The 17,580-nt window shown below is 72.9% G+C and carries 14 protein-coding genes and 1 tRNA gene; 10 read left to right on the forward strand and 5 right to left on the reverse strand.

From position 1 onward, the window contains the following. Positions 1–91 precede the first annotated feature (91 nt). From IAG42_RS19385 to IAG42_RS19395, 3 genes are all read left to right on the forward strand, one after another. On the forward strand, positions 92–685 hold the full coding sequence (locus IAG42_RS19385; RefSeq protein WP_188338230.1) for a small secreted protein: 594 nt from the start codon (positions 92–94) through the stop codon (positions 683–685). A 164-nt stretch (positions 686–849) separates the two neighbouring features. Next, positions 850–2,382 carry a DUF7059 domain-containing protein gene (locus IAG42_RS19390; RefSeq protein WP_188338231.1) on the forward strand — a complete coding sequence of 511 codons (1,533 nt, stop codon included), beginning with the start codon at positions 850–852 and terminating at the stop codon, positions 2,380–2,382. A gap of 111 nt (positions 2,383–2,493) precedes the next feature. Continuing rightward, positions 2,494–2,691, forward strand: coding sequence for a hypothetical protein (locus tag IAG42_RS19395; RefSeq protein ID WP_188338232.1), 198 nt, complete (start codon positions 2,494–2,496; stop codon positions 2,689–2,691). A gap of 134 nt (positions 2,692–2,825) precedes the next feature. On the opposite strand, the gene IAG42_RS19400 is transcribed toward IAG42_RS19395, so the two are convergent. The 3 genes from IAG42_RS19400 to IAG42_RS19410 form a co-directional block, all read right to left on the reverse strand. Then, positions 2,826–3,113 (reverse strand): TM2 domain-containing protein, encoded by a 288-nt coding sequence (locus tag IAG42_RS19400; RefSeq protein ID WP_188338233.1) that lies wholly within the window; start codon positions 3,111–3,113, stop codon positions 2,826–2,828. 225 nt (positions 3,114–3,338) lie between these two features. Continuing rightward, positions 3,339–3,746 carry a DUF2752 domain-containing protein gene (locus IAG42_RS19405; protein WP_223206082.1) on the reverse strand — a complete coding sequence of 136 codons (408 nt, stop codon included), beginning with the start codon at positions 3,744–3,746 and terminating at the stop codon, positions 3,339–3,341. Next, on the reverse strand, positions 3,730–4,170 hold the full coding sequence (locus IAG42_RS19410; RefSeq protein ID WP_188338234.1) for a TM2 domain-containing protein: 441 nt from the start codon (positions 4,168–4,170) through the stop codon (positions 3,730–3,732). Before IAG42_RS19410 ends, IAG42_RS19405 begins: the two co-directional genes overlap by 17 nt. A gap of 435 nt (positions 4,171–4,605) precedes the next feature. Between IAG42_RS19410 and topA the strand changes: the two genes are divergently transcribed. Together topA and tmk are read left to right on the forward strand one after the other, a co-directional pair. Beyond that, positions 4,606–7,428: a type I DNA topoisomerase gene (topA, locus tag IAG42_RS19415; RefSeq protein ID WP_188338235.1), complete on the forward strand. Its 2,823-nt coding sequence runs from the start codon at positions 4,606–4,608 to the stop codon at positions 7,426–7,428. 133 nt (positions 7,429–7,561) lie between these two features. Beyond that, positions 7,562–10,702, forward strand: coding sequence for a dTMP kinase (gene tmk / locus IAG42_RS19420; protein WP_188338236.1), 3,141 nt, complete (start codon positions 7,562–7,564; stop codon positions 10,700–10,702). 26 nt (positions 10,703–10,728) lie between these two features. Here the strand turns inward: tmk and IAG42_RS19425 are convergent, their stop codons facing one another. Then, positions 10,729–11,199, reverse strand: coding sequence for a GNAT family N-acetyltransferase (locus tag IAG42_RS19425; protein WP_188338237.1), 471 nt, complete (start codon positions 11,197–11,199; stop codon positions 10,729–10,731). 116 nt (positions 11,200–11,315) lie between these two features. On the opposite strand from IAG42_RS19425, the gene IAG42_RS19430 reads away from it, so the two are divergent. From IAG42_RS19430 to IAG42_RS19445, 4 genes are all read left to right on the forward strand, one after another. Beyond that, positions 11,316–12,521, forward strand: a complete 1,206-nt coding sequence (locus IAG42_RS19430) for a DNA polymerase III subunit delta' (protein ID WP_188338238.1) — start codon at positions 11,316–11,318, stop codon at positions 12,519–12,521. 282 nt (positions 12,522–12,803) lie between these two features. After that, the gene (locus tag IAG42_RS19435) at positions 12,804–14,381 is read left to right on the forward strand and encodes an alpha/beta hydrolase (RefSeq protein ID WP_188338239.1); all 1,578 of its coding nucleotides are present in this window, start codon (positions 12,804–12,806) and stop codon (positions 14,379–14,381) included. A gap of 75 nt (positions 14,382–14,456) precedes the next feature. Next, positions 14,457–14,530 (forward strand) — tRNA-Thr (locus IAG42_RS19440). Between the two features lie 135 nt (positions 14,531–14,665). Then, positions 14,666–15,103, forward strand: coding sequence for a hypothetical protein (locus IAG42_RS19445; protein WP_188338240.1), 438 nt, complete (start codon positions 14,666–14,668; stop codon positions 15,101–15,103). A gap of 277 nt (positions 15,104–15,380) precedes the next feature. Here the strand turns inward: IAG42_RS19445 and IAG42_RS19450 are convergent, their stop codons facing one another. Then, positions 15,381–16,463 carry a YeiH family protein gene (locus tag IAG42_RS19450; RefSeq protein ID WP_188338241.1) on the reverse strand — a complete coding sequence of 361 codons (1,083 nt, stop codon included), beginning with the start codon at positions 16,461–16,463 and terminating at the stop codon, positions 15,381–15,383. Positions 16,464–16,573: 110 nt separating this feature from the next. On the opposite strand from IAG42_RS19450, the gene IAG42_RS19455 reads away from it, so the two are divergent. Continuing rightward, positions 16,574–17,566 (forward strand): LysR substrate-binding domain-containing protein, encoded by a 993-nt coding sequence (locus tag IAG42_RS19455; RefSeq protein ID WP_188338242.1) that lies wholly within the window; start codon positions 16,574–16,576, stop codon positions 17,564–17,566. Positions 17,567–17,580 lie beyond the last annotated feature (14 nt).

A 17,580-nucleotide genomic window follows, 5' to 3' on the forward strand; every position in this document is an offset into this window, starting at 1 on the left:
AATGGCCCCTAAAGGGGAAGAAACTGGTCATATCTAACGCCTCGCGTGCGATGGTCGTGTACTTGGCGTGTAAGTTCCGGGGCCGAGAGCCATGGAAGGGACCAATCCGGTGAACAAGAAGCTCGCGGCCGCACTGTCCGGCGGTGCGGTACTGGTACTGGCGCTGTCGGGCTGCAGCGGCGACGACAGCAACGAGGAACTGAACTCCTGGGCCAAGCAGGTCTGTGACGCCCGGGTGGCACCGGCGAAGAAGATCCAGGCCGCCAATGACTCGATCCAGAAGGTCAGCTCGGAGAACAGCAAGCCGGAGGAGGTGCAGAAGGCCGACTCCAAGGCGTTCCAGGACCTCTCCGACGCGTACGGCGACATCGCCGACGCGGTCGAGAAGGCCGGCCCGCCGCCGGTCGACGACGGCAAGAAGAAGCAGCAGAACGCCGTCAAGGAGCTCGACGCCCTCTCCACGGGCTACGCGGACCTGAAGAAGAAGGTCGACGCGCTCGACACCGGTGACCAGGCCGCGTTCGCCAAGGGCCTGGAGGGCATCGGCGAAGGCCTGACGAAGCTCAGCCAGAACGGCGACAACGCCGTCGCCGAGCTGCAGGAGGGCGAGGTCGGCAAGGCCATGGAGAAGCAGGAAGGCTGCAAGAGCACGGCCGCGACGCCGTCCGCCTCCAAGAACTCCTGAGCTTCTGCTTCTGGGCTTCTGAGGTTCTGAGCTCCTGACCTTCTGGGCTTCTCAGTTCCTGAGCCCATGAGTTCCGGGCCGCCCCACCAGCCCCATACGCCTCACGACGCCCCCGGTGCCCCCGCGCACCGGGGGCGCGGCCGTTCCCGGGTCACAATGGGAGCGTGAGTCGTACCAGCCTGGACAACCTGCCCGCCGCCGACCGTTCCGACGTCGCGCTCGCCCTGCGCGACGCGCTGCTCAAAGCCGAGTTCACCGCCGACGGGCTGCTCGACCTGCTCGGGGCGCCCGCGTACGCGGCGCTCGCGCGCAGCGAGACCGTGCCCGCGCTGCGGGCGACCCGCGGCGAGAGCCCCCTGGAGGCGCTCGTCCGCCTCTTCCTGCTGCAGCAGCCCGTGCCGCGCGCCCGCCTGGCGGACGTGCTGCCGCTCGACGCGTGCGTGGCGAGCGGCTGGCTGCGCGAGACCGACGGCGCCGAGGTCGCGGCGACCGTCGACGTGCGCCCCTACGGCGGCCCGGACGGTGAGGACTGGTTCATCGTCTCCGACCTCGGCTGCGCGGTCGGCGGAGCCGGCGGCATCGGCAGCCGCGAGGAGGGCGTCGTGCTCGGTGTCGGCGGCGCGTCCACCACGCTCGCCGGCATCACCGTGCGCACCCCGGTCGACTCCGCCCTGGACCTCGGCACCGGCTCCGGCATCCAGGCGCTGCACGCCTCCCGGCATGCCACCCGGGTCACCGCCACCGACCTCAACGCGCGGGCGCTGCACATCACCGCGCTCACCCTTGCGCTGAGCGGGGTCCCGGCCGCCGAACTCTCCGAGGGCTCCCTGTACGAGCCGGTCGGCGAGGCGACGTACGACCTGATCGTGTCGAACCCGCCGTTCGTCATCTCGCCCGGCGCCCGGCTCACGTACCGGGACGGCGGGATGAGCGGGGACGATCTGTGCCGCACGCTCGTTCAGCAGGCGGGGGAGCGGCTGAACGAAGGGGGGTACGCCCAGTTCCTGGCCAACTGGCAGCACGTGGACGGCGAGGAGTGGCAGGAGCGGCTGCGCTCGTGGGTGCCGCGCGGCTGCGACGCCTGGGTGGTGCAGCGCGAGGTGCAGGACATCACGCAGTACGCCGAGCTGTGGCTGCGCGACGCCGGTGACCACCGCACCGACCCGGCCGAGTACGCGGCGCGCTACGACGCGTGGCTCGACGCGTTCGAGGACGCCGGTGTGCGCTCCGTCGGCTTCGGCTGGATCACGCTCAGGAAGAGCGCGGCCGCCGCCGAGGAGCCGTCGATCACCGTCGAGGAGTGGCCGCACCCCGTCGAGCAGCCGCTCGGCGACACCGTGCGCGCCCACTTCGCGCGGGTCGACTGGCTGCGGGCGAACGACGACGCGGCGCTGCTGGAATCGGCGTTCAAGCTGTCCGGCGAGGTCGTGCAGGAGCAGGTCGGGCTGCCCGGCGCCGAGGACCCGGAGCACGTCGTGCTGCGCCAGGGACGCGGGATGCGCCGGGCCACGAAGGTGGACACGGTGGGCGCCGGGTTCGCGGGCGTGTGCGACGGGACGCTGAGCGCCGGCCGGATCCTGGACGCCATCGCGCAACTGATGGGCGAGGAGCCCGTGTTGCTGCGCGACCGTACGCCCGCGCAGATCCGCACCCTCGTCGAGCAGGGCTTCCTCGAGCCGGTGGCACTCGCCGGCTAGCCGGACTTCGCCCCGCGCTGTACGGGAGTTCACCCGGGGTTCCCCCGTGCGTGCCAGCCTCGCGGCCCTGGGTACCCGAAGCGGCACCGACTGCCGGGGGAGGCAAAGGCGATGGAGAGTACGCCTGCGGTGTTCGCGGGTGCCGTGTTCGCGCTGTTCGGGGCGGGACTGCTGCTGTGGACGGGGGTGCGGTCCGCACAGGGCGAACCGGTCGCGGAAGGAGTGCGTCCGGTCGCCGCCGCGGTGCTCACCGGCAGCGCCGGACTGCTCGCCGTGCTGGCCGCGACGTGGTGCTTCACGCGGGTCTGAGCGGCCGCCCGCACAGGTACGGAGAACCGCCCGCACAGGTACGGAGAACCCGCCGCACAGGTACGGAGAACACGAGGACGCCCGCCCCGGTCGGTACCGGGGCGGGCGTCCTCGTACGTGGTGCGGGCGGAGCGTCAGCCGCGCAGCACGCGGCCCTGGCTGTCGGTGCGGTCGTTGCTCGTGAAGAACAGGATCGCGTCGATCAGGGCCCAGAAGCCGAGGCCACCGCAGGTCAGCAGCTGGGCGATGCCCACGCCGGTGTTGCCGACGTAGAAGCGGCCGATGCCGAAGCCGCCCAGGAAGAGCTGCAGCACGCCGGCCACGATCTTCGACTTGTCCGAGTAAGGACGGCCCTGCGGGTCGTAGCCGAAGGGGGCGTTGGGGTCCTGGCCGGGCTGGCCGGGCTGGGCGGGGTGAGACACGTAAGGCTCCTTGGACAGCGAAAGGCGCGCGGTTCGTGGCCGCGTGCCCGAGCGGATGGCCGAGGCGGAATGCGCAGGTGGGGACTGTGACACAGGCTGCGCGAGCCTCAGATGGCCCCAAAATAAGGGCACTTGCGTGAGGTTCGGGCCACAGGCCTGATTTCGTGGCGGGTTTGTGACCTGCGGGAGGTTTCCGGACCCGGCGCCGCGTCGTGTGACGCGGCGTCAGAGCAGGTTGCGCAGCACGGTCCACACGACGGCCGTGGCGAGAATCGCCACCTGGGCGCGCACACCGATGCCGGGCCGCCAGCGGCGCCCGCGCAGCCCTTCCCAGGCCCAGCGGCCGAGCAGCGCGAGGGCGAACGGGGCGGCCAGCAGCAGGGCGCTGTTGTCGTGCCAGGCGGCGGCGAACTCGCCGTGCATCAGGTCGTACGTCATGCGGGTCCCGCCGCACGCGGGGCACAGCAGCCCGGTGACGGCCCGGAACGGGCAGCCCGGCAGCCAGTGCCCCGGCTCGTGCGGGTTGGTGCCGTACAGGTAGAACGAGCCCGCGAGACCGGCGGCGAAGACCCCGATGGGTGCCGCCGCCGGGTGCCGCAGGGCCGGCGGCAGGCGGTCAGCCGCGGAGGACACGGCCGTTGGAGTCCGTGGTGTTGCTGCTGGTCAGCAGGATGATGCCGTCGATGAGGGCCCAGATGCCGAAGCCGCCGCAGGTGAAGAGCTGGGCGAGGCCGATGCCGACGTTGCCGATGTAGAAGCGGCCGACACCCAGGGAGCCCAGGAAGAGCTGGAGCACACCGGCGATGATCTTCGACTTGTCCGAGTACGGACGGCCGTAGGGGTCGTAGCCGAACGGCGCGTTCGGGTCGTAGGCGGCCGGGACACCGGGCTGCGGCTGGGCGTAGCCGCCGGCCGGGGCGGAGCCGGGGTACGGGTAGCCGTAGCCGGGCTGGCCCTGGGCGGCGCCGTAGCCGGGCTGCGCGCCCTGCTGCGGGTAGCCGTACGGGTTGTTCGGGTCCTGCGGGGGCTGCTGGCCGTACGGGTTGCTGTCGGACATCAGGGGCTCCTGCGGTCGGGATGGGCCTGCGTGGCCTTCGGGCCTTCGGGGACGAGCCGGAGGCCCCCCGTGGCGCAGTCGACAGACTCCCGGGCTCCCCCAGCCACCCCCCATCCTGTCAGGAGGAGATAAAGGTGTGGAGCACGGGCGCCGGACCGGGGCGTAATACAGCGCAACAGGGACGCTCGTGACAGAAACGTGGCACGCACAGTGATCTTCCGCTCACCCGGAGGCCGGGCGTCCGCTCCCCGGTCCGGGGGCAGGATCAAGAAGAGTCGGGTTACCGTTCCGAGTGGCTGCTGCGTGCTTTTCCCGTTTGACACACCGGCGGGAGGTACCGTCACACTCCGCAGCAGTGCCGCAGAAGCAGTGCGCCGCACACCGGACCCGACCGACCAGAACGGCCCGAACCGCCGACCGGAGAGAAGAGCGAAGTTGTCCCCGACCAGCGAGACCGCACAGGGCGGCCGCCGACTCGTCATCGTCGAGTCGCCCGCCAAGGCGAAGACGATCAAGGGCTACCTCGGCCCTGGATACGTCGTCGAAGCGAGCGTCGGGCACATCCGCGACCTGCCCAACGGCGCGGCGGAGGTCCCCGAGAAGTACACGGGTGAGGTCCGCCGCCTCGGCGTCGACGTCGAGCACGACTTCCAGCCCGTCTATGTCGTCAACAGCGACAAGAAGGCGCAGGTCAAGAAGCTCAAGGACCTGCTGAAGGACTCCGACGAGCTCTTCCTCGCCACCGATGAGGACCGCGAGGGCGAGGCCATCGCGTGGCACCTCCTGGAGGTCCTGAAGCCCAAGGTTCCCGTCCACCGGATGGTCTTCCACGAGATCACCAAGGACGCGATCCGCTCCGCCGTCGCCAACCCGCGCGAGCTGAACAAGCGCATGGTCGACGCCCAGGAGACCCGCCGCATCCTCGACCGCCTCTACGGCTACGAGGTCTCGCCGGTCCTGTGGAAGAAGGTCATGCCGCGCCTGTCGGCGGGCCGCGTCCAGTCCGTGGCCACCCGTCTCGTCGTCGAGCGGGAGCGCGAGCGCATCGCCTTCCGCTCCGCCGAGTACTGGGACCTGACCGGCACCTTCGCGACCGGCCGGGCCGGTGACCCGTCCGACCCGTCGTCGCTGGTCGCCCGCCTGAGCGCGGTCGACGGCAAGCGCATCGCCCAGGGCCGCGACTTCGACTCCCTCGGACAGCTCAAGGCCGGCTCGGCGAACACGCTGCACCTGGACGAGGCGAACGCGCGAGCGCTCGCCGCCGCCCTGGAGAACACGTCGTTCGCGGTCCGCTCCGTCGAGTCGAAGCCGTACCGCCGCTCGCCGTACGCGCCGTTCCGTACGACGACGATGCAGCAGGAGGCCTCGCGCAAGCTGGGCTTCGGCGCCAAGGCGACCATGCAGGTCGCCCAGAAGCTGTACGAGAACGGCTTCATCACCTACATGCGTACGGACTCCACGACGCTGTCCGACACGGCGGTGTCCGCGGCCCGCGCCCAGGTCACGCAGCTGTACGGGGCCGACTACCTGCCGGACAAGCCGCGCACCTACGCCGGCAAGGTCAAGAACGCGCAGGAGGCCCACGAGGCGATCCGCCCCTCCGGCGACCGCTTCCGCACGCCCGCCGAGACCGGTCTGACCGGCGACCAGTTCAAGCTGTACGAGCTGATCTGGAAGCGGACCGTCGCCTCCCAGATGAAGGACGCGGTCGGCAACAGCGTCACGGTCAAGATCGCCGGTACCTCCGCCGACGGCCGCGACGCCGAGTTCAGCGCGTCCGGCAAGACCATCACCTTCCACGGCTTCCTCAAGGCCTACGTCGAGGGCGCCGACGACCCGAACGCGGAGCTGGACGACCGCGAGCGGCGCCTGCCGCAGGTCGCCGAGGGCGACGCGCTGTCCGCCGAGGAGCTCACGGTCGACGGCCACGCGACCAAGCCGCCGGCCCGCTACACCGAGGCCTCGCTGGTCAAGGAACTGGAAGAGCGCGAGATCGGCCGCCCGTCGACGTACGCGTCGATCATCGGCACGATCCTCGACCGCGGCTACGTGTTCAAGAAGGGCACGGCGCTCGTCCCGTCCTTCCTGTCCTTCGCCGTGGTCAACCTGCTGGAGAAGCACTTCGGCCGGCTCGTCGACTACGACTTCACCGCCCGCATGGAGGACGACCTCGACCGCATCGCGCGGGGCGAGGCCCAGTCCGTGCCGTGGCTCAAGCGCTTCTACTTCGGCGAGGGCGACGACTCCGGCTCCGCGTCCTCCGCGGGCAACGGGGACGGCGACCACCTCGGCGGCCTCAAGGAGCTCGTGACGGACCTGGGCGCCATCGACGCCCGCGAGGTCTCGTCCTTCCCCGTGGGCAACGGGATCGTGCTGCGCGTCGGCCGCTACGGCCCGTACATCGAGCGCGGCGAGCGCGACCAGGAGGGCTACCAGAAGGCCGACGTCTCCGACGACCTCGCGCCCGACGAGCTCTCCGTCGAGTACGCGGAGGAGCTGCTCGCCAAGCCGAGCGGCGACTTCGAGCTCGGCGCGGACCCCGTCTCCGGCAACCAGATCATCGCCCGGGACGGCCGCTACGGCCCCTACGTCACCGAGGTGCTCCCCGAGGGCACCCCGAAGACGGGGAAGAACGCGGTCAAGCCGCGCACGGCCTCCCTCTTCAAGTCGATGTCCATCGACACGGTCACCCTCGACGAGGCGCTCAAGCTGATGTCGCTGCCCCGCGTCGTCGGCACCGACGCCGAGGGTGTCGAGATCACCGCGCAGAACGGGCGGTACGGGCCGTACCTGAAGAAGGGCACGGACTCGCGCTCCCTGGAGACCGAGGACCAGATCTTCGGCATCACGCTCGAAGAGGCCCTGGCGATCTACGCCCAGCCCAAGCAGCGCGGCCGCGCCGCCGCCAAGCCCCCGCTCAAGGAGCTCGGCGAGGACCCGGTCAGCGGCAAGCCCGTCGTCGTGAAGGACGGCCGCTTCGGCCCGTACGTCACCGACGGCGAGACCAACGCGACGCTGCGCTCGGCCGACTCCGTCGAGGACATCACGCCGGAGCGCGGCTACGAGCTGCTCGCCGAGAAGCGCGCCAAGGGCCCCGCCAAGAAGACGGCCAAGAAGGCCGCCAAGAAGGCTCCGGCCAAGAAGACCGCCGCCAAGAAGACGGCGGCGAAGAAGACGGCGGCCAAGAAGACCACCACCGCCAAGAAGACGACCGCGGCGAAGAAGACCGCGGCCAAGAAGACGGCGCCCGCCGAGTAGGACGGGTCCGCGACAGCGAAAAGGGGCGCCCTCAGGGCGCCCCTTTTCGCGTTCCCGGCGGCGTCCTTCCTGCTCCCGGGCATTTGTTCGGGCAGGGGCCATGGCTGTCGGCGCGTCCCGATAGGCTGGACGAATGACCCGTGCCGAGCAGCCAACGGCCCCCCACACGGCCCCCGACGACGCCCTGGTGGCGGATTCCCGAGAGCGTGCGGTGCGCGCTCTGCTCCGCGTACCGCAGCTGAAGCGGCTGTGGTCCGCCCAGCTCGTCGGCGGGGTCGGTGACGTACTCGGGCTGCTCGTGCTCGTGGTGCTCGCCCTGCAGGCGGCCATCGCCCAGGAGTCCTTCGGCGGCGGCTACCGGGGCGTGGCCTTCGCCGTCGCCACCGTGTTCGGGGCGCGGATCCTGTCGACGCTGCTGTTCGGCGCCGTGCTGCTCGGCCCCCTCACCGCGCTGACCACGCCCGGCGGCCCGCTCGACCGGCGCTGGACCATGGTCGGCGCCGACGGACTGCGCGCCGCCCTGCTGATCGTCGCCCCCCTGTGGATCGACTGGACGCCGGACAACGCCCTGGCGCTGCTCCTCGTGACGGCCTTCGTCTCGGGCGTCGCCGAGCGGTTCTGGACCGTCGCCAAGGAGAGCGCGGCGCCCGCGCTGCTGCCCGCGCCGCCCCCGGAGGGCGCCGCGATCCGGCCGCTGCCCGACCATCTGGACGCCCTGCGCCGCCTCTCGCTGCGCACCACGTTCCTCGCCGTGCCGCTCGCGGCCGCCGCCCTCGTCCTCGTCTCGCTCGTGCAGAACCTGATCGGCGCCGGCGTCGACTGGTTCTCGCTGCACCAGGCCGCGCTCTCCTCCTACGTGGGCGCGGGCCTGTTCGCCGCCTCCCTGTCCGTCGTCTTCTTCCTCGAGCTGCCGGACACCCAGACCCCGCGCGCCCGCTCGCCGCTCGAGGGCCTGCGCCGGCCCAAGACCGCGGCCGGCGTCGACAAGGGCCGCACCGGCGCGATCCCGCTGCTCGTCCTCGCCTGCGCCGCGATCGCCGGAGCGATCTCCGCCGCCGTCGCGGTCTCCGTGCTGCACGCCAAGGACCTGGGCGGCGGCCCCGTCACCTTCGGGCTGCTCGTGCTCGGCCTGACCGGCGGCACCGCCGTCGGCATCCGCACCGCGCCCGCCGTGCTCCCGGCGCTGTCCCGGCGCCGGCTGCTCGCCCTCGTCATCGCGCTGACCGGGATCGCCCTGCTCGCCGCCGGCCTCATCCCCGACGTCACCACCGTCCTCCTCGTCGTCGCCCTCGCCGGCGTCACCGCGGGCGTCGCGGCCAACACCGGCCACACCCTGCTCGACCAGGAGACCGAGGAGTACCGCCGGTCCCGCACCACCGAGCACCTCCAGGCCGTCGTACGGGTCTCCGTCGCGCTCGGCGTGCTGCTCGCCCCGGTCCTCGCCGCGCTCATCGGCCCGCACCGCCTGGAGAACGGCAAGTTCGTCTTCGCGCACGGCGGCGCCGCGTTCACACTGATGCTGGTCGGCGCGCTGCTGCTGCCCGTCGCCGCGCTCGTCCTCGCCAAGACCGACGACCGCAGCGGCGTCCCGCTCCGCCACGACCTGCGCGACGCCCTCCTCGGGGGGAACGATCCGGCGCAGGCCCCCGCCGCGACCGGCTTCTTCATCGCCCTGGAGGGCGGCGACGGCGCCGGCAAGTCCACCCAGGCCGAGGCGCTCGCCGAGTGGATCCGCGCCAAGGGCCACGAGGTCGTCGTCACGCGCGAGCCCGGAGCGACCCCCGTCGGCAAGCGGCTGCGCTCGATCCTGCTCGACGTCTCCAGCGCCGGCCTGTCCCACCGCGCCGAGGCCCTCCTGTACGCGGCCGACCGCGCCGAGCACGTCGACACCGTCGTACGGCCCGCCCTGGAGCGCGGCGCCGTCGTCATCTCCGACCGCTACATCGACTCGTCCGTCGCCTACCAGGGCGCGGGCCGCGACCTGTCGCCCGTGGAGGTCGCCCGGATCAACCGCTGGGCCACCAGCGGACTCGTCCCGCACCTGACCGTGCTGCTCGACGTCGACCCCGAGGCCGCGCGCGAGCGGTTCACCGAGGCGCCGGACCGGCTCGAGTCGGAGCCGATGGAGTTCCACGCGCGCGTGCGCTCCGGCTTCCTCACGCTGGCCGCCGCCGACCCCGGGCGCTACCTGGTGGTCGACGCGGGCCAGGAGCCCGAAGGCGTCACCACCGTCATCCGGCACCGCCTCGACCAGCTGCTGCCCCTCTCCGAGGCCGAGATCAAGGCCCAGGAAGAGGCCCGCAAGGCCGCCGAGGAAGAGGCGCGGCGCAAGGCCGAGGAAGAGGCCGCGCGCAAGGCCGAGGAGGAGCGCCTGGAGCGCGAGCGCCAGGAGCAGCTCGCCAAGCTGCGCGCCGAGGAGGAGGAGCGTCAGCGCCGCGAGCTGGAGGAGGCGCAGCGCGTCGAGGCCGAGCGCCAGGCGGAGGAGGCCCGGCAGCGCGCCGAGGAGGCCCGCCGCAAGGCCGAGGAGGAGCAGGCCCGCCTGCTCGCCGAGGAGAAGGCGCGCAAGGCCGAGGAGGAGCGGCGCCGCAAGGAGGCCGAGGAGGAGGCGCGGCTGCGGGCCGAGGCCGAGGAGCGCCGCCTGGAGAAGCAGCGCAAGGCCGAGGAGGCGCTGCTGCGCGCGGAGGAGGCCCGCCGGCTCGCCGCGCAGGCCGCGCAGGCGGCCCAGCGCAGTGCGCACACGCCGACGACGAACCTGCGCAAGGTCGAGCTTCCGGAGTCCGGCCCCAAGGCCGCCCCGGCCGCCCCGCAGACGCCTGCCGCGCCTGCCGCGCCTGCCGCGCCTTCCGCGCCTTCCGCGCCGGACGTTCCGGACAACGAGACGACCGTCCCGACGCCGATCGTGCGGCCCGAGGCGGCCGGATCGGATGCCGAGGAGACCACGGTCATGCCGAAGCCGCCCGTGCGGGAGGCCGAGGAGACGGCGCAGCTGCCGCGCCCCGACGCCGACGAGACGGCCGTGCTGCCGCAGGTCCAGGAGACGTCCGACCGGGTCCCGCCGGGTTACTTCCGTGACGAGCGGCCCGCCGCGCCGGAGCGGGCGAACGAGCGCACGGCCGAACTCCCGCAGGTCGACGAGCAGGGCCGGCCGCGCCGCCCCCGCCCGGACTGGGCGGAGGAGACGCCGCTGGACGACCTGCCGTCCCTCGCGGACGAGCTGCTCGGCGGGCTGGACGACGAGCCCGAGGACGAGCGCGGGCGGCGCCGCCGTCGCTGAGTCCGCTCCTCCGGTGACGGTGGGGCTCAGGCCAGCCTGAGCTCCACCCAGTCCACGGTGTCGCCGTCCAGCCGGTACCGGTCGACCTCGACCGTGAACCCGGTCCGCTCGGCGAACCGCAGGCCCGAGGTGTTCGACGTCAGCACACAGGTCTCGATCGCTTCGGCGCCCCGCGCGCGGGCGGCGGCGAGCGCCCGCTCGTACAGCACGGTGCCGATGCCCTGGCCGCGGTGCTCGGGGAGCACGCGCGAGATGACCATGGCGGCGCCTCCGTCGCGGGGCGGCCGCACGGTCGTACAGCCGACGAGAGTGCCGTCGGCGGCGTAGGCGACCTCCATGAGGTTGCGCCCCGCGCGGTCGCGGACGTCCTCGGGGGAGAGCAGGGCCGAGGCGACGGGCACGACGGTGTTGTGCACGTGGCGCCAGTCGGCGAGTGCCGCCTCGCCACTGGTGGAATCGAGGGCCTCGACGCGCAGGCCGGTACGTGGATCGCTCATCGCCGTATCCAATCCCGCCGGGGCTGGGTTGTCAGCCGGAATTCGGGGGCCGTCGTTCGGGGGCTGTCAGTCGCGCCCGGCACAATGGCGGGAGTGCGAGGAAAGGGCGGTGGCGCATGACCGTGTGGGACGACCTGGTCGGTCAGGAGCGCGTGGCGGGGACGCTGGACGCGGCAGCGCGGGACGCGGACGCCCTGGTGACGGCGGCGGCGCAGGGCACCGAGCCGCCCGCCGCGTCGAAGATGACCCACGCGTGGCTGTTCACGGGGCCGCCGGGCGCGGGGCGGGTCACGGCCGCGCGCGCGTTCGCCGCGGCGCTGCAGTGCGTCAGCCCCGACCGTGCGCTGGGCGGGGCGCCGGGCTGCGGTTTCTGCGACGGCTGCCACACGGCGCTGCTCGGCACGCACGCGGATGTCTCGACGGTGGCCGCGGTCGGCACGCAGATCCTCGCCGACGACATGCGGGACACGGTCCGCAAGTCGTACACGTCGCCGGCCGGCGGCCGCTGGCAGGTGATCCTCGTCGAGGACGCCGAGCGGCTGAACGAGAAGTCGGCGAACGCGGTGCTGAAGGCCGTCGAGGAGCCCGCCCCCCGTACGGTCTGGCTGCTGTGCGCGCCCTCGGTGGAGGACGTGCTGCCCACGATCCGCTCCCGCTGCCGCCTGCTCACCCTGTCGACCCCGGCGGTCGACGCCGTCGCCGACATGCTCGTACGGCGTGACGGCATCGAGCCCGAGGTCGCCGCCACCGTCGCGCGCGCCACCCAGGGCCACATCGACCGCGCCCGGCGCCTGGCCACGGACCCGCGCGCGCGGGAGCGCAGGGCCGCCGTCCTGAAGGTGCCGCTGCGCGTCGCCGACGTGGGCGGGTGCCTCAAGGCGGCGCAGGAGCTGGTCGACGCGGCGGCCGAGGACTCCAAGCAGCTCGCCGAGGAGGTCGACGCGAAGGAGACCGAGGAGCTGAAGGCGGCGCTCGGCGCGCAGAGCGGCGGACGTATGCCGCGCGGCACGGCCGGCGTGATGAAAGACCTGGAGGACAAGCAGAAGCGCCGCCGTACGCGTTCGCAGCGGGACAGTCTGGACCTGGCCCTCACCGAGCTGACCGGCGTGTACCGCGACGTGCTCGCGCTGCAGCTCGGCTCGCGGGTGGCGCTGGCGAACGTGGACGTCCAGGACACCCTGGAGCGCCTCGCCAGAGAGACCTCGCCCGAGTCGACCCTGCGCCGCATCGAGGCGATCGCCGCGTGCCGCGAGGCTCTTGACCGCAATGTCGCTCCGCTGCTGGCGGTGGAGGCGATGACGATGGCTCTGCGCGCGGGGTGAGTCAGGGGGTGGGGGTCGGGGTCGGTCGGTGGCTGCGGCTCCGGTGGGGCTTCTCGCGCAGTTCCCCGCGCCCCTGAAATGCAGACCCTTCGGGTCGCATTTCCCCGAGAAAGGTGCGGGGTGCCTGTGTCGGGGAAGGCGCGGCGAAGCCGCAGGCCTTCAGGGGCGCGGGGAACTGCGCGATCAGCCCCCACCGGAGCCGCAGCCGAAATCAAGCAGGCCCGCCCAGGACCGCCGGGTACGTAAAGTGACGGTAGGCGCGCGGAGCGTTACGCTCGCCCGATGCACTCCAGGCGCCTGACCCGACCCGCCCGCCGTCGACGATCCGCCCTCCTGGCCGCCGCCACAGGCCTGCTGCTGACGGGCATCGCGGCCTGTTCGCCGCAGCCCGCGGACTCCGCCGACGCCTCGCTCACCGCCCTGCCCCGGTCCACGCCGCAGAACCTGACCAGGTACTACGACCAGACCCTGAAGTGGCGCGAGTGCGGTGCCCCGGGCTTCGAGTGCGCCACGCTCAAGGCGCCGCTCGACTACGACAAGCCGGGCGCCGGGGACATCGACCTCGCCGTCTCCCGGAAGAAGGCCACCGGCCCCGGTAAGCGCCTCGGCTCCCTCCTGGTCAACCCGGGCGGCCCGGGCGGCTCGGCCGTCGGCTACCTCCAGTCGTACGCGGGCATCGGCTACCCCGAGCGGATCCGGGCCCGCTACGACATGGTCGCCGTCGACCCGCGCGGCGTCGCCCGCAGCGAGCCGGTGACCTGCCTTTCCGGGCGCGCCATGGACCGGTACACGCAGACCGACATCACGCCGGACGACGCGGCCGAGCGGACGGATCTGAGCAAGTCGTTCCAGGACTTCGCGCAGGGCTGCGCGACGCACGACCGGACCTCGCGGGACGTGCTGCCGCACGTGTCGACCGTCGAGGCGGCCCGCGACATGGACCTCGTGCGGGCGGCCGTCGGCGACGAGAAGCTGAACTACGTGGGCGCCTCCTACGGCACGTTCCTCGGCGCGACCTACGCGGGCCTGTACCCGGAGCGGGTGGGCCGCCTGGTCCTCGACGGCGCGATGGACCCGTCGCTGTCGGCGCGCGAGCTGAACATGCAGCAGACCGCCGGCTTCGAGACCGCGTTCCAGTCCTTCGCGAAGGACTGCGTCGAACGCTCCGACTGCCCGCTCGGCAAGGGCACCCCGGCGCAGGCCGGCGAGCGCCTGAAGAAGTTCTTCACGGACCTCGACGCGAAGCCGCTGGCCGCGGGCGACCCCGACGGACGCAAGCTCGGCGAGTCCCTCGCGACGACGGGCGTGATCGCCGCGATGTACGACGAGGGCGCCTGGCCCCAGCTGCGCGAAGCGCTCACCGCGGCCCTCGACAAGAAGGACGGCGCGGGCCTGCTCGCCCTCTCCGACAGCTACTACGAGCGCGACCCGGACGGCTCGTACACGAACCTGATGTTCGCGAACGCCGCCGTGAACTGCCTGGACGCGCCCCCGGCGTTCACCTCCCCCGCCGAGGTGGAGAAGTCCCTGCCCGACTTCGAGAAGGCCTCCCCGGTGTTCGGCGCGGGCCTCGCCTGGGCGTCGCTGAACTGCGCGTACTGGCCGGTGCAGCCGACCGGTGCCCCGCAGCGCATCACCGCGAAGGGCGCCGCCCCGATCGTCGTGGTCGGCACCACCCGTGACCCCGCGACCCCCTACCCCTGGGCCAAGTCCCTCGCCTCCCAGCTCTCCTCCGGCCGCCTCCTCACCTACGACGGCGACGGCCACACCGCGTACGGCCGCGGCAGCACCTGCATCGACGGAGCGATCGACCACTACCTCCTGACCGGCACCCCGCCGAAGGACGGAAAGCGCTGCTAAAAGGGTGCGCGGAGCACCCCCGGGGACCGTGTAGGATTGGCGACGTTGCTGACGCACTCCGGTGCGCGCGGCGGCGCCGCCTTAGCTCAGATGGCCAGAGCAACGCACTCGTAATGCGTAGGTCTCGGGTTCGAATCCCGAAGGCGGCTCAGCTCAGAACCCCAGGTCGGATGCATCCGGCCTGGGGTTTTCTGTTGCTCAAGGCATGGTGCTTCGCAGGGGGATGCCGTGGTGATCCAGGGGGCGCATCGCCGTACGTCGAGTAGCCCAGAGGGAGACCGCCCGTGGATATCGACGCGTACAACACCGCGTACCTGCTCTATGCGCCGGCGAAGAGCCCGCAAGGCTGGAATCTGGACCTGGCCGCGTTCGGCCTGGCGCTCGAGGACGCCTTTCCCGAGGTCCGCCACCGGCAGGAGGGCGAACATCCGGGGCGGCTGTCTTTCTGGGCCATGACGGCGGAGGGGGAGGAGTTCGACGGATTCGCCGACAACGAGTCCCGCGACACGATCGCTCTGAGCTCGACCACAGTCGATGAAGCCGCCTCGTTCATCCTGTGGCTTCGCGACGTGTATCTGCCGACCCCTGACCTCATTCGCTTCACTTCCGAGCTCGCCTACGAGCGGGACATCGACACCGACGGGCGCGTCCCCGCCGGTGGAGACCACGAGCGGGTAGCCGGCGAGCTCAGGCGGCACCTCCAGTTCGTCATCGGGGACTGAGCGGGCGCTACCCGACCGATCCCGTCTGCTCGCGCATGCCCGCCAGCTCCACCGGCCGGGTGCGCAGGGCGAAGGAGGCGGGCAGCGTGGCTGCGCGGACCGCGAGAAGGGCGCTCGCGGTGATCACCGCGCCCACCCTCGTGGTTCTCACGTATTTGCGCGGCCGGCCCGGAGAGGACGCGGGCTAGCGCGGGTCCGCGAAGTCCAGCCCTCCGGGTGGACGACGGGACTTGACCGACACGCCCTGGCGGATCGGCGGCCGCACGGTCTCGGCCGGTCAGACCGTCAGCAGCACCCCCGCGTACGACACCCCCGCCACCAGCACCCAGGACGCCAGGCCGAGCAGGGCCGTGCGGGCGCCGCCCGTGCGGGCCAGGGTCGGCAGGTGGACGGCGCTGCCGAGGCCGAACAGGGCTGCGGCCAGGAGGAGTTCCTGGACGAGGGCGGCCGCGTCGAGGAGCGGTGTGCCGAGCAGGCCCGTGGTGCGCAGGGCGACCATCGCCAGGAAGCCGACGACGAAGAGGGGGAGCAGCGCGGGGCCGCGGCCGGACGCGGCGGGGCCGGTGTGGGCCCGGCGGCGGCTCAGGGCGACGCCCGCGACGAGCGGCGCCAGCATCGCGACCCGGATCAGCTTGACCAGGACGCCCTCGGTCAGCGCCTCGGGGCCGGCCGTCTGGGCGGTGGCGACGACCTGCCCGACGTCGTGGACGCTCGCGCCGACCCAGCGCCCGAACTCCGTGGGGTCCAGGCCGAGCGGGGTCCGCAGCAGCGGAAGCACGGCTATGGCGAGCGTGCCGCAGAGCGTGACCAGGGCGACCGAGGAGGCGACCTCCGCCTCGCGCCGCTCGTCGTTCCCGTCCTTGCCGGACCCGCCGCCGAGCACCCCGCTGACCGCGCCGATCGCGGACGCGCCGCAGATCGCGTAACCCGTGGCGACCAGCAGGGACTGATCGGCGGAGAGGCCGAGCCGGCGGCCCAGCCACTGGGTCCCGAAGAACGTGACCAGGACGACGCCGGCCACCATGACCAGCGCCCGCCACCCGAGACCGGCCACGTCGCCGAGGCTCAGCTTCAGGCCGAGCAGCACGATGCCGAGCCGCATCAGCCGCTTGCCCGCCATGGACAGCCCGGGCCGCGCGACACCTCGTACGAGGGTGGCGGCGCCCGGCAGATGGGCCGCGGCGATGCCGAGGACGACGGCCGCGGTGAGCATCGGTACGGCGGGCAGCAGCCGGTGGATCCCGTACGCCAACGCCACCCCCGCCGCGGCGAGCGCGAGGCCCGGGGCGAGGCGCTCCGCGCGGGGCGCGGCGGGCGGCGCCGTCGTGCGGCGGGGGCGTGGCGGACCGATGAGAACCATGGATCTCAGCGTGCGCCGGGCCCGGGGAGCCCACTAGACGCGATCTTGTGGGCAGGTCATAGGGTTCGGCTATGACCGTAGGGTTCGGCTATGACCGTACGAGCCCGCCGATGACCTCGGAGTCAGACCGACCCGCCGACCGCCCCATCGACCGGCCGGCTGACCGTCCCGCCGACCGCCCCACTGATCGCGCCGCCGACGGCGCCCCGCGCCCGCTCCCCGACCTGCACGCCCTCCAGCTGCTGGTCTGTGTCGCCGAGACCGGGAGCCTGGGCCGGGCCGCCGCGCGGCTGCGTATCAGCCAGCCGTCCGCGAGCGCCCGGATGCGGACGCTGGAGCGGCGTCTGGGGCTGAGGCTGCTGGACCGTTCGACCTCGGGCTCGCGGCTCACGCCCGCCGGCGCCGTCGTCGGCGACTGGGCGCGCTCCCTGCTGGAACAGGCGGAGGCACTCGTCGCGGGCGCCGCCGCGCTGCGCTCCCGGCAGGACCACCGGCTCCTGGTCACCGCGAGCCTGACCATCGCCGAGGAACTGCTGCCGGGCTGGCTGGTCGCGCTGCGCGAGGAGGCGCCCGACACCCACGTCGGGCTCACCGTAACCAACAGCTCCGGGGTGATCGAGGCGCTGCGCCGCGGCAGTTGTGACCTGGGGTTCGTCGAGGGGCCCTGGGTGCCGGACGATCTGCACCGCACGGTCGTCGGCCGCGACCGCCTCGCCGTCGTCGTGGCCCCGGGCCACCCCTGGACCCGGCGCCGCCGCCCGCTCACCGGCCGCGAACTCGCCGACACGCCCCTGCTGTTGAGAGAACCAGGCTCCGGCTCCCGCGAGACGCTGGAGAAGGCGCTGCGCCCGTACGACGGTGTGGCGGTGCCGATACTCGAACTGGGCTCCACCGCACCCCTGCGCAGCGCGGCCGCCCAGGGGCTGGCCCCTGCGGTGCTCTCGGCGCTGGCCGTGCAGGAGGACGTGGACCACGGCCGGCTGCGCGAGATCGAGGTCGACCCGGCGGTCCCGCTGCGCCGCCTGCTGCACGCGGTGTGGCCGAAGGGACGCGAACTTCCGGAAGCGGCCGTGCGGTTGCTCGGCGTGGCACAGGCCGCGTGAGACGTCGGCGCGCG

This window comes from Streptomyces xanthii (assembly GCF_014621695.1).
In the GTDB taxonomy this organism is placed as follows: domain Bacteria; phylum Actinomycetota; class Actinomycetes; order Streptomycetales; family Streptomycetaceae; genus Streptomyces; species Streptomyces xanthii.

What these genes read in the sequence shown, in the direction of transcription:
- IAG42_RS19395 (WP_188338232.1), top strand. Translation starts at nt 2,494, where the DNA reads ATGGAGAGTACGCCTGCGGTGTTCGCGGGTGCCGTGTTCGCGCTGTTC.
- IAG42_RS19455 (WP_188338242.1), top strand. Translation starts at nt 16,574, where the DNA reads ATGACCTCGGAGTCAGACCGACCCGCCGACCGCCCCATCGACCGGCCG.
- IAG42_RS19430 (WP_188338238.1), top strand. Translation starts at nt 11,316, where the DNA reads ATGACCGTGTGGGACGACCTGGTCGGTCAGGAGCGCGTGGCGGGGACG.
- IAG42_RS19425 (WP_188338237.1), bottom strand. Translation starts at nt 11,199, where the DNA reads ATGAGCGATCCACGTACCGGCCTGCGCGTCGAGGCCCTCGATTCCACC.
- IAG42_RS19385 (WP_188338230.1), top strand. Translation starts at nt 92, where the DNA reads ATGGAAGGGACCAATCCGGTGAACAAGAAGCTCGCGGCCGCACTGTCC.
- IAG42_RS19435 (WP_188338239.1), top strand. Translation starts at nt 12,804, where the DNA reads ATGCACTCCAGGCGCCTGACCCGACCCGCCCGCCGTCGACGATCCGCC.
- IAG42_RS19450 (WP_188338241.1), bottom strand. Translation starts at nt 16,463, where the DNA reads ATGGTTCTCATCGGTCCGCCACGCCCCCGCCGCACGACGGCGCCGCCC.
- IAG42_RS19410 (WP_188338234.1), bottom strand. Translation starts at nt 4,170, where the DNA reads ATGTCCGACAGCAACCCGTACGGCCAGCAGCCCCCGCAGGACCCGAAC.
- tmk (WP_188338236.1), top strand. Translation starts at nt 7,562, where the DNA reads ATGACCCGTGCCGAGCAGCCAACGGCCCCCCACACGGCCCCCGACGAC.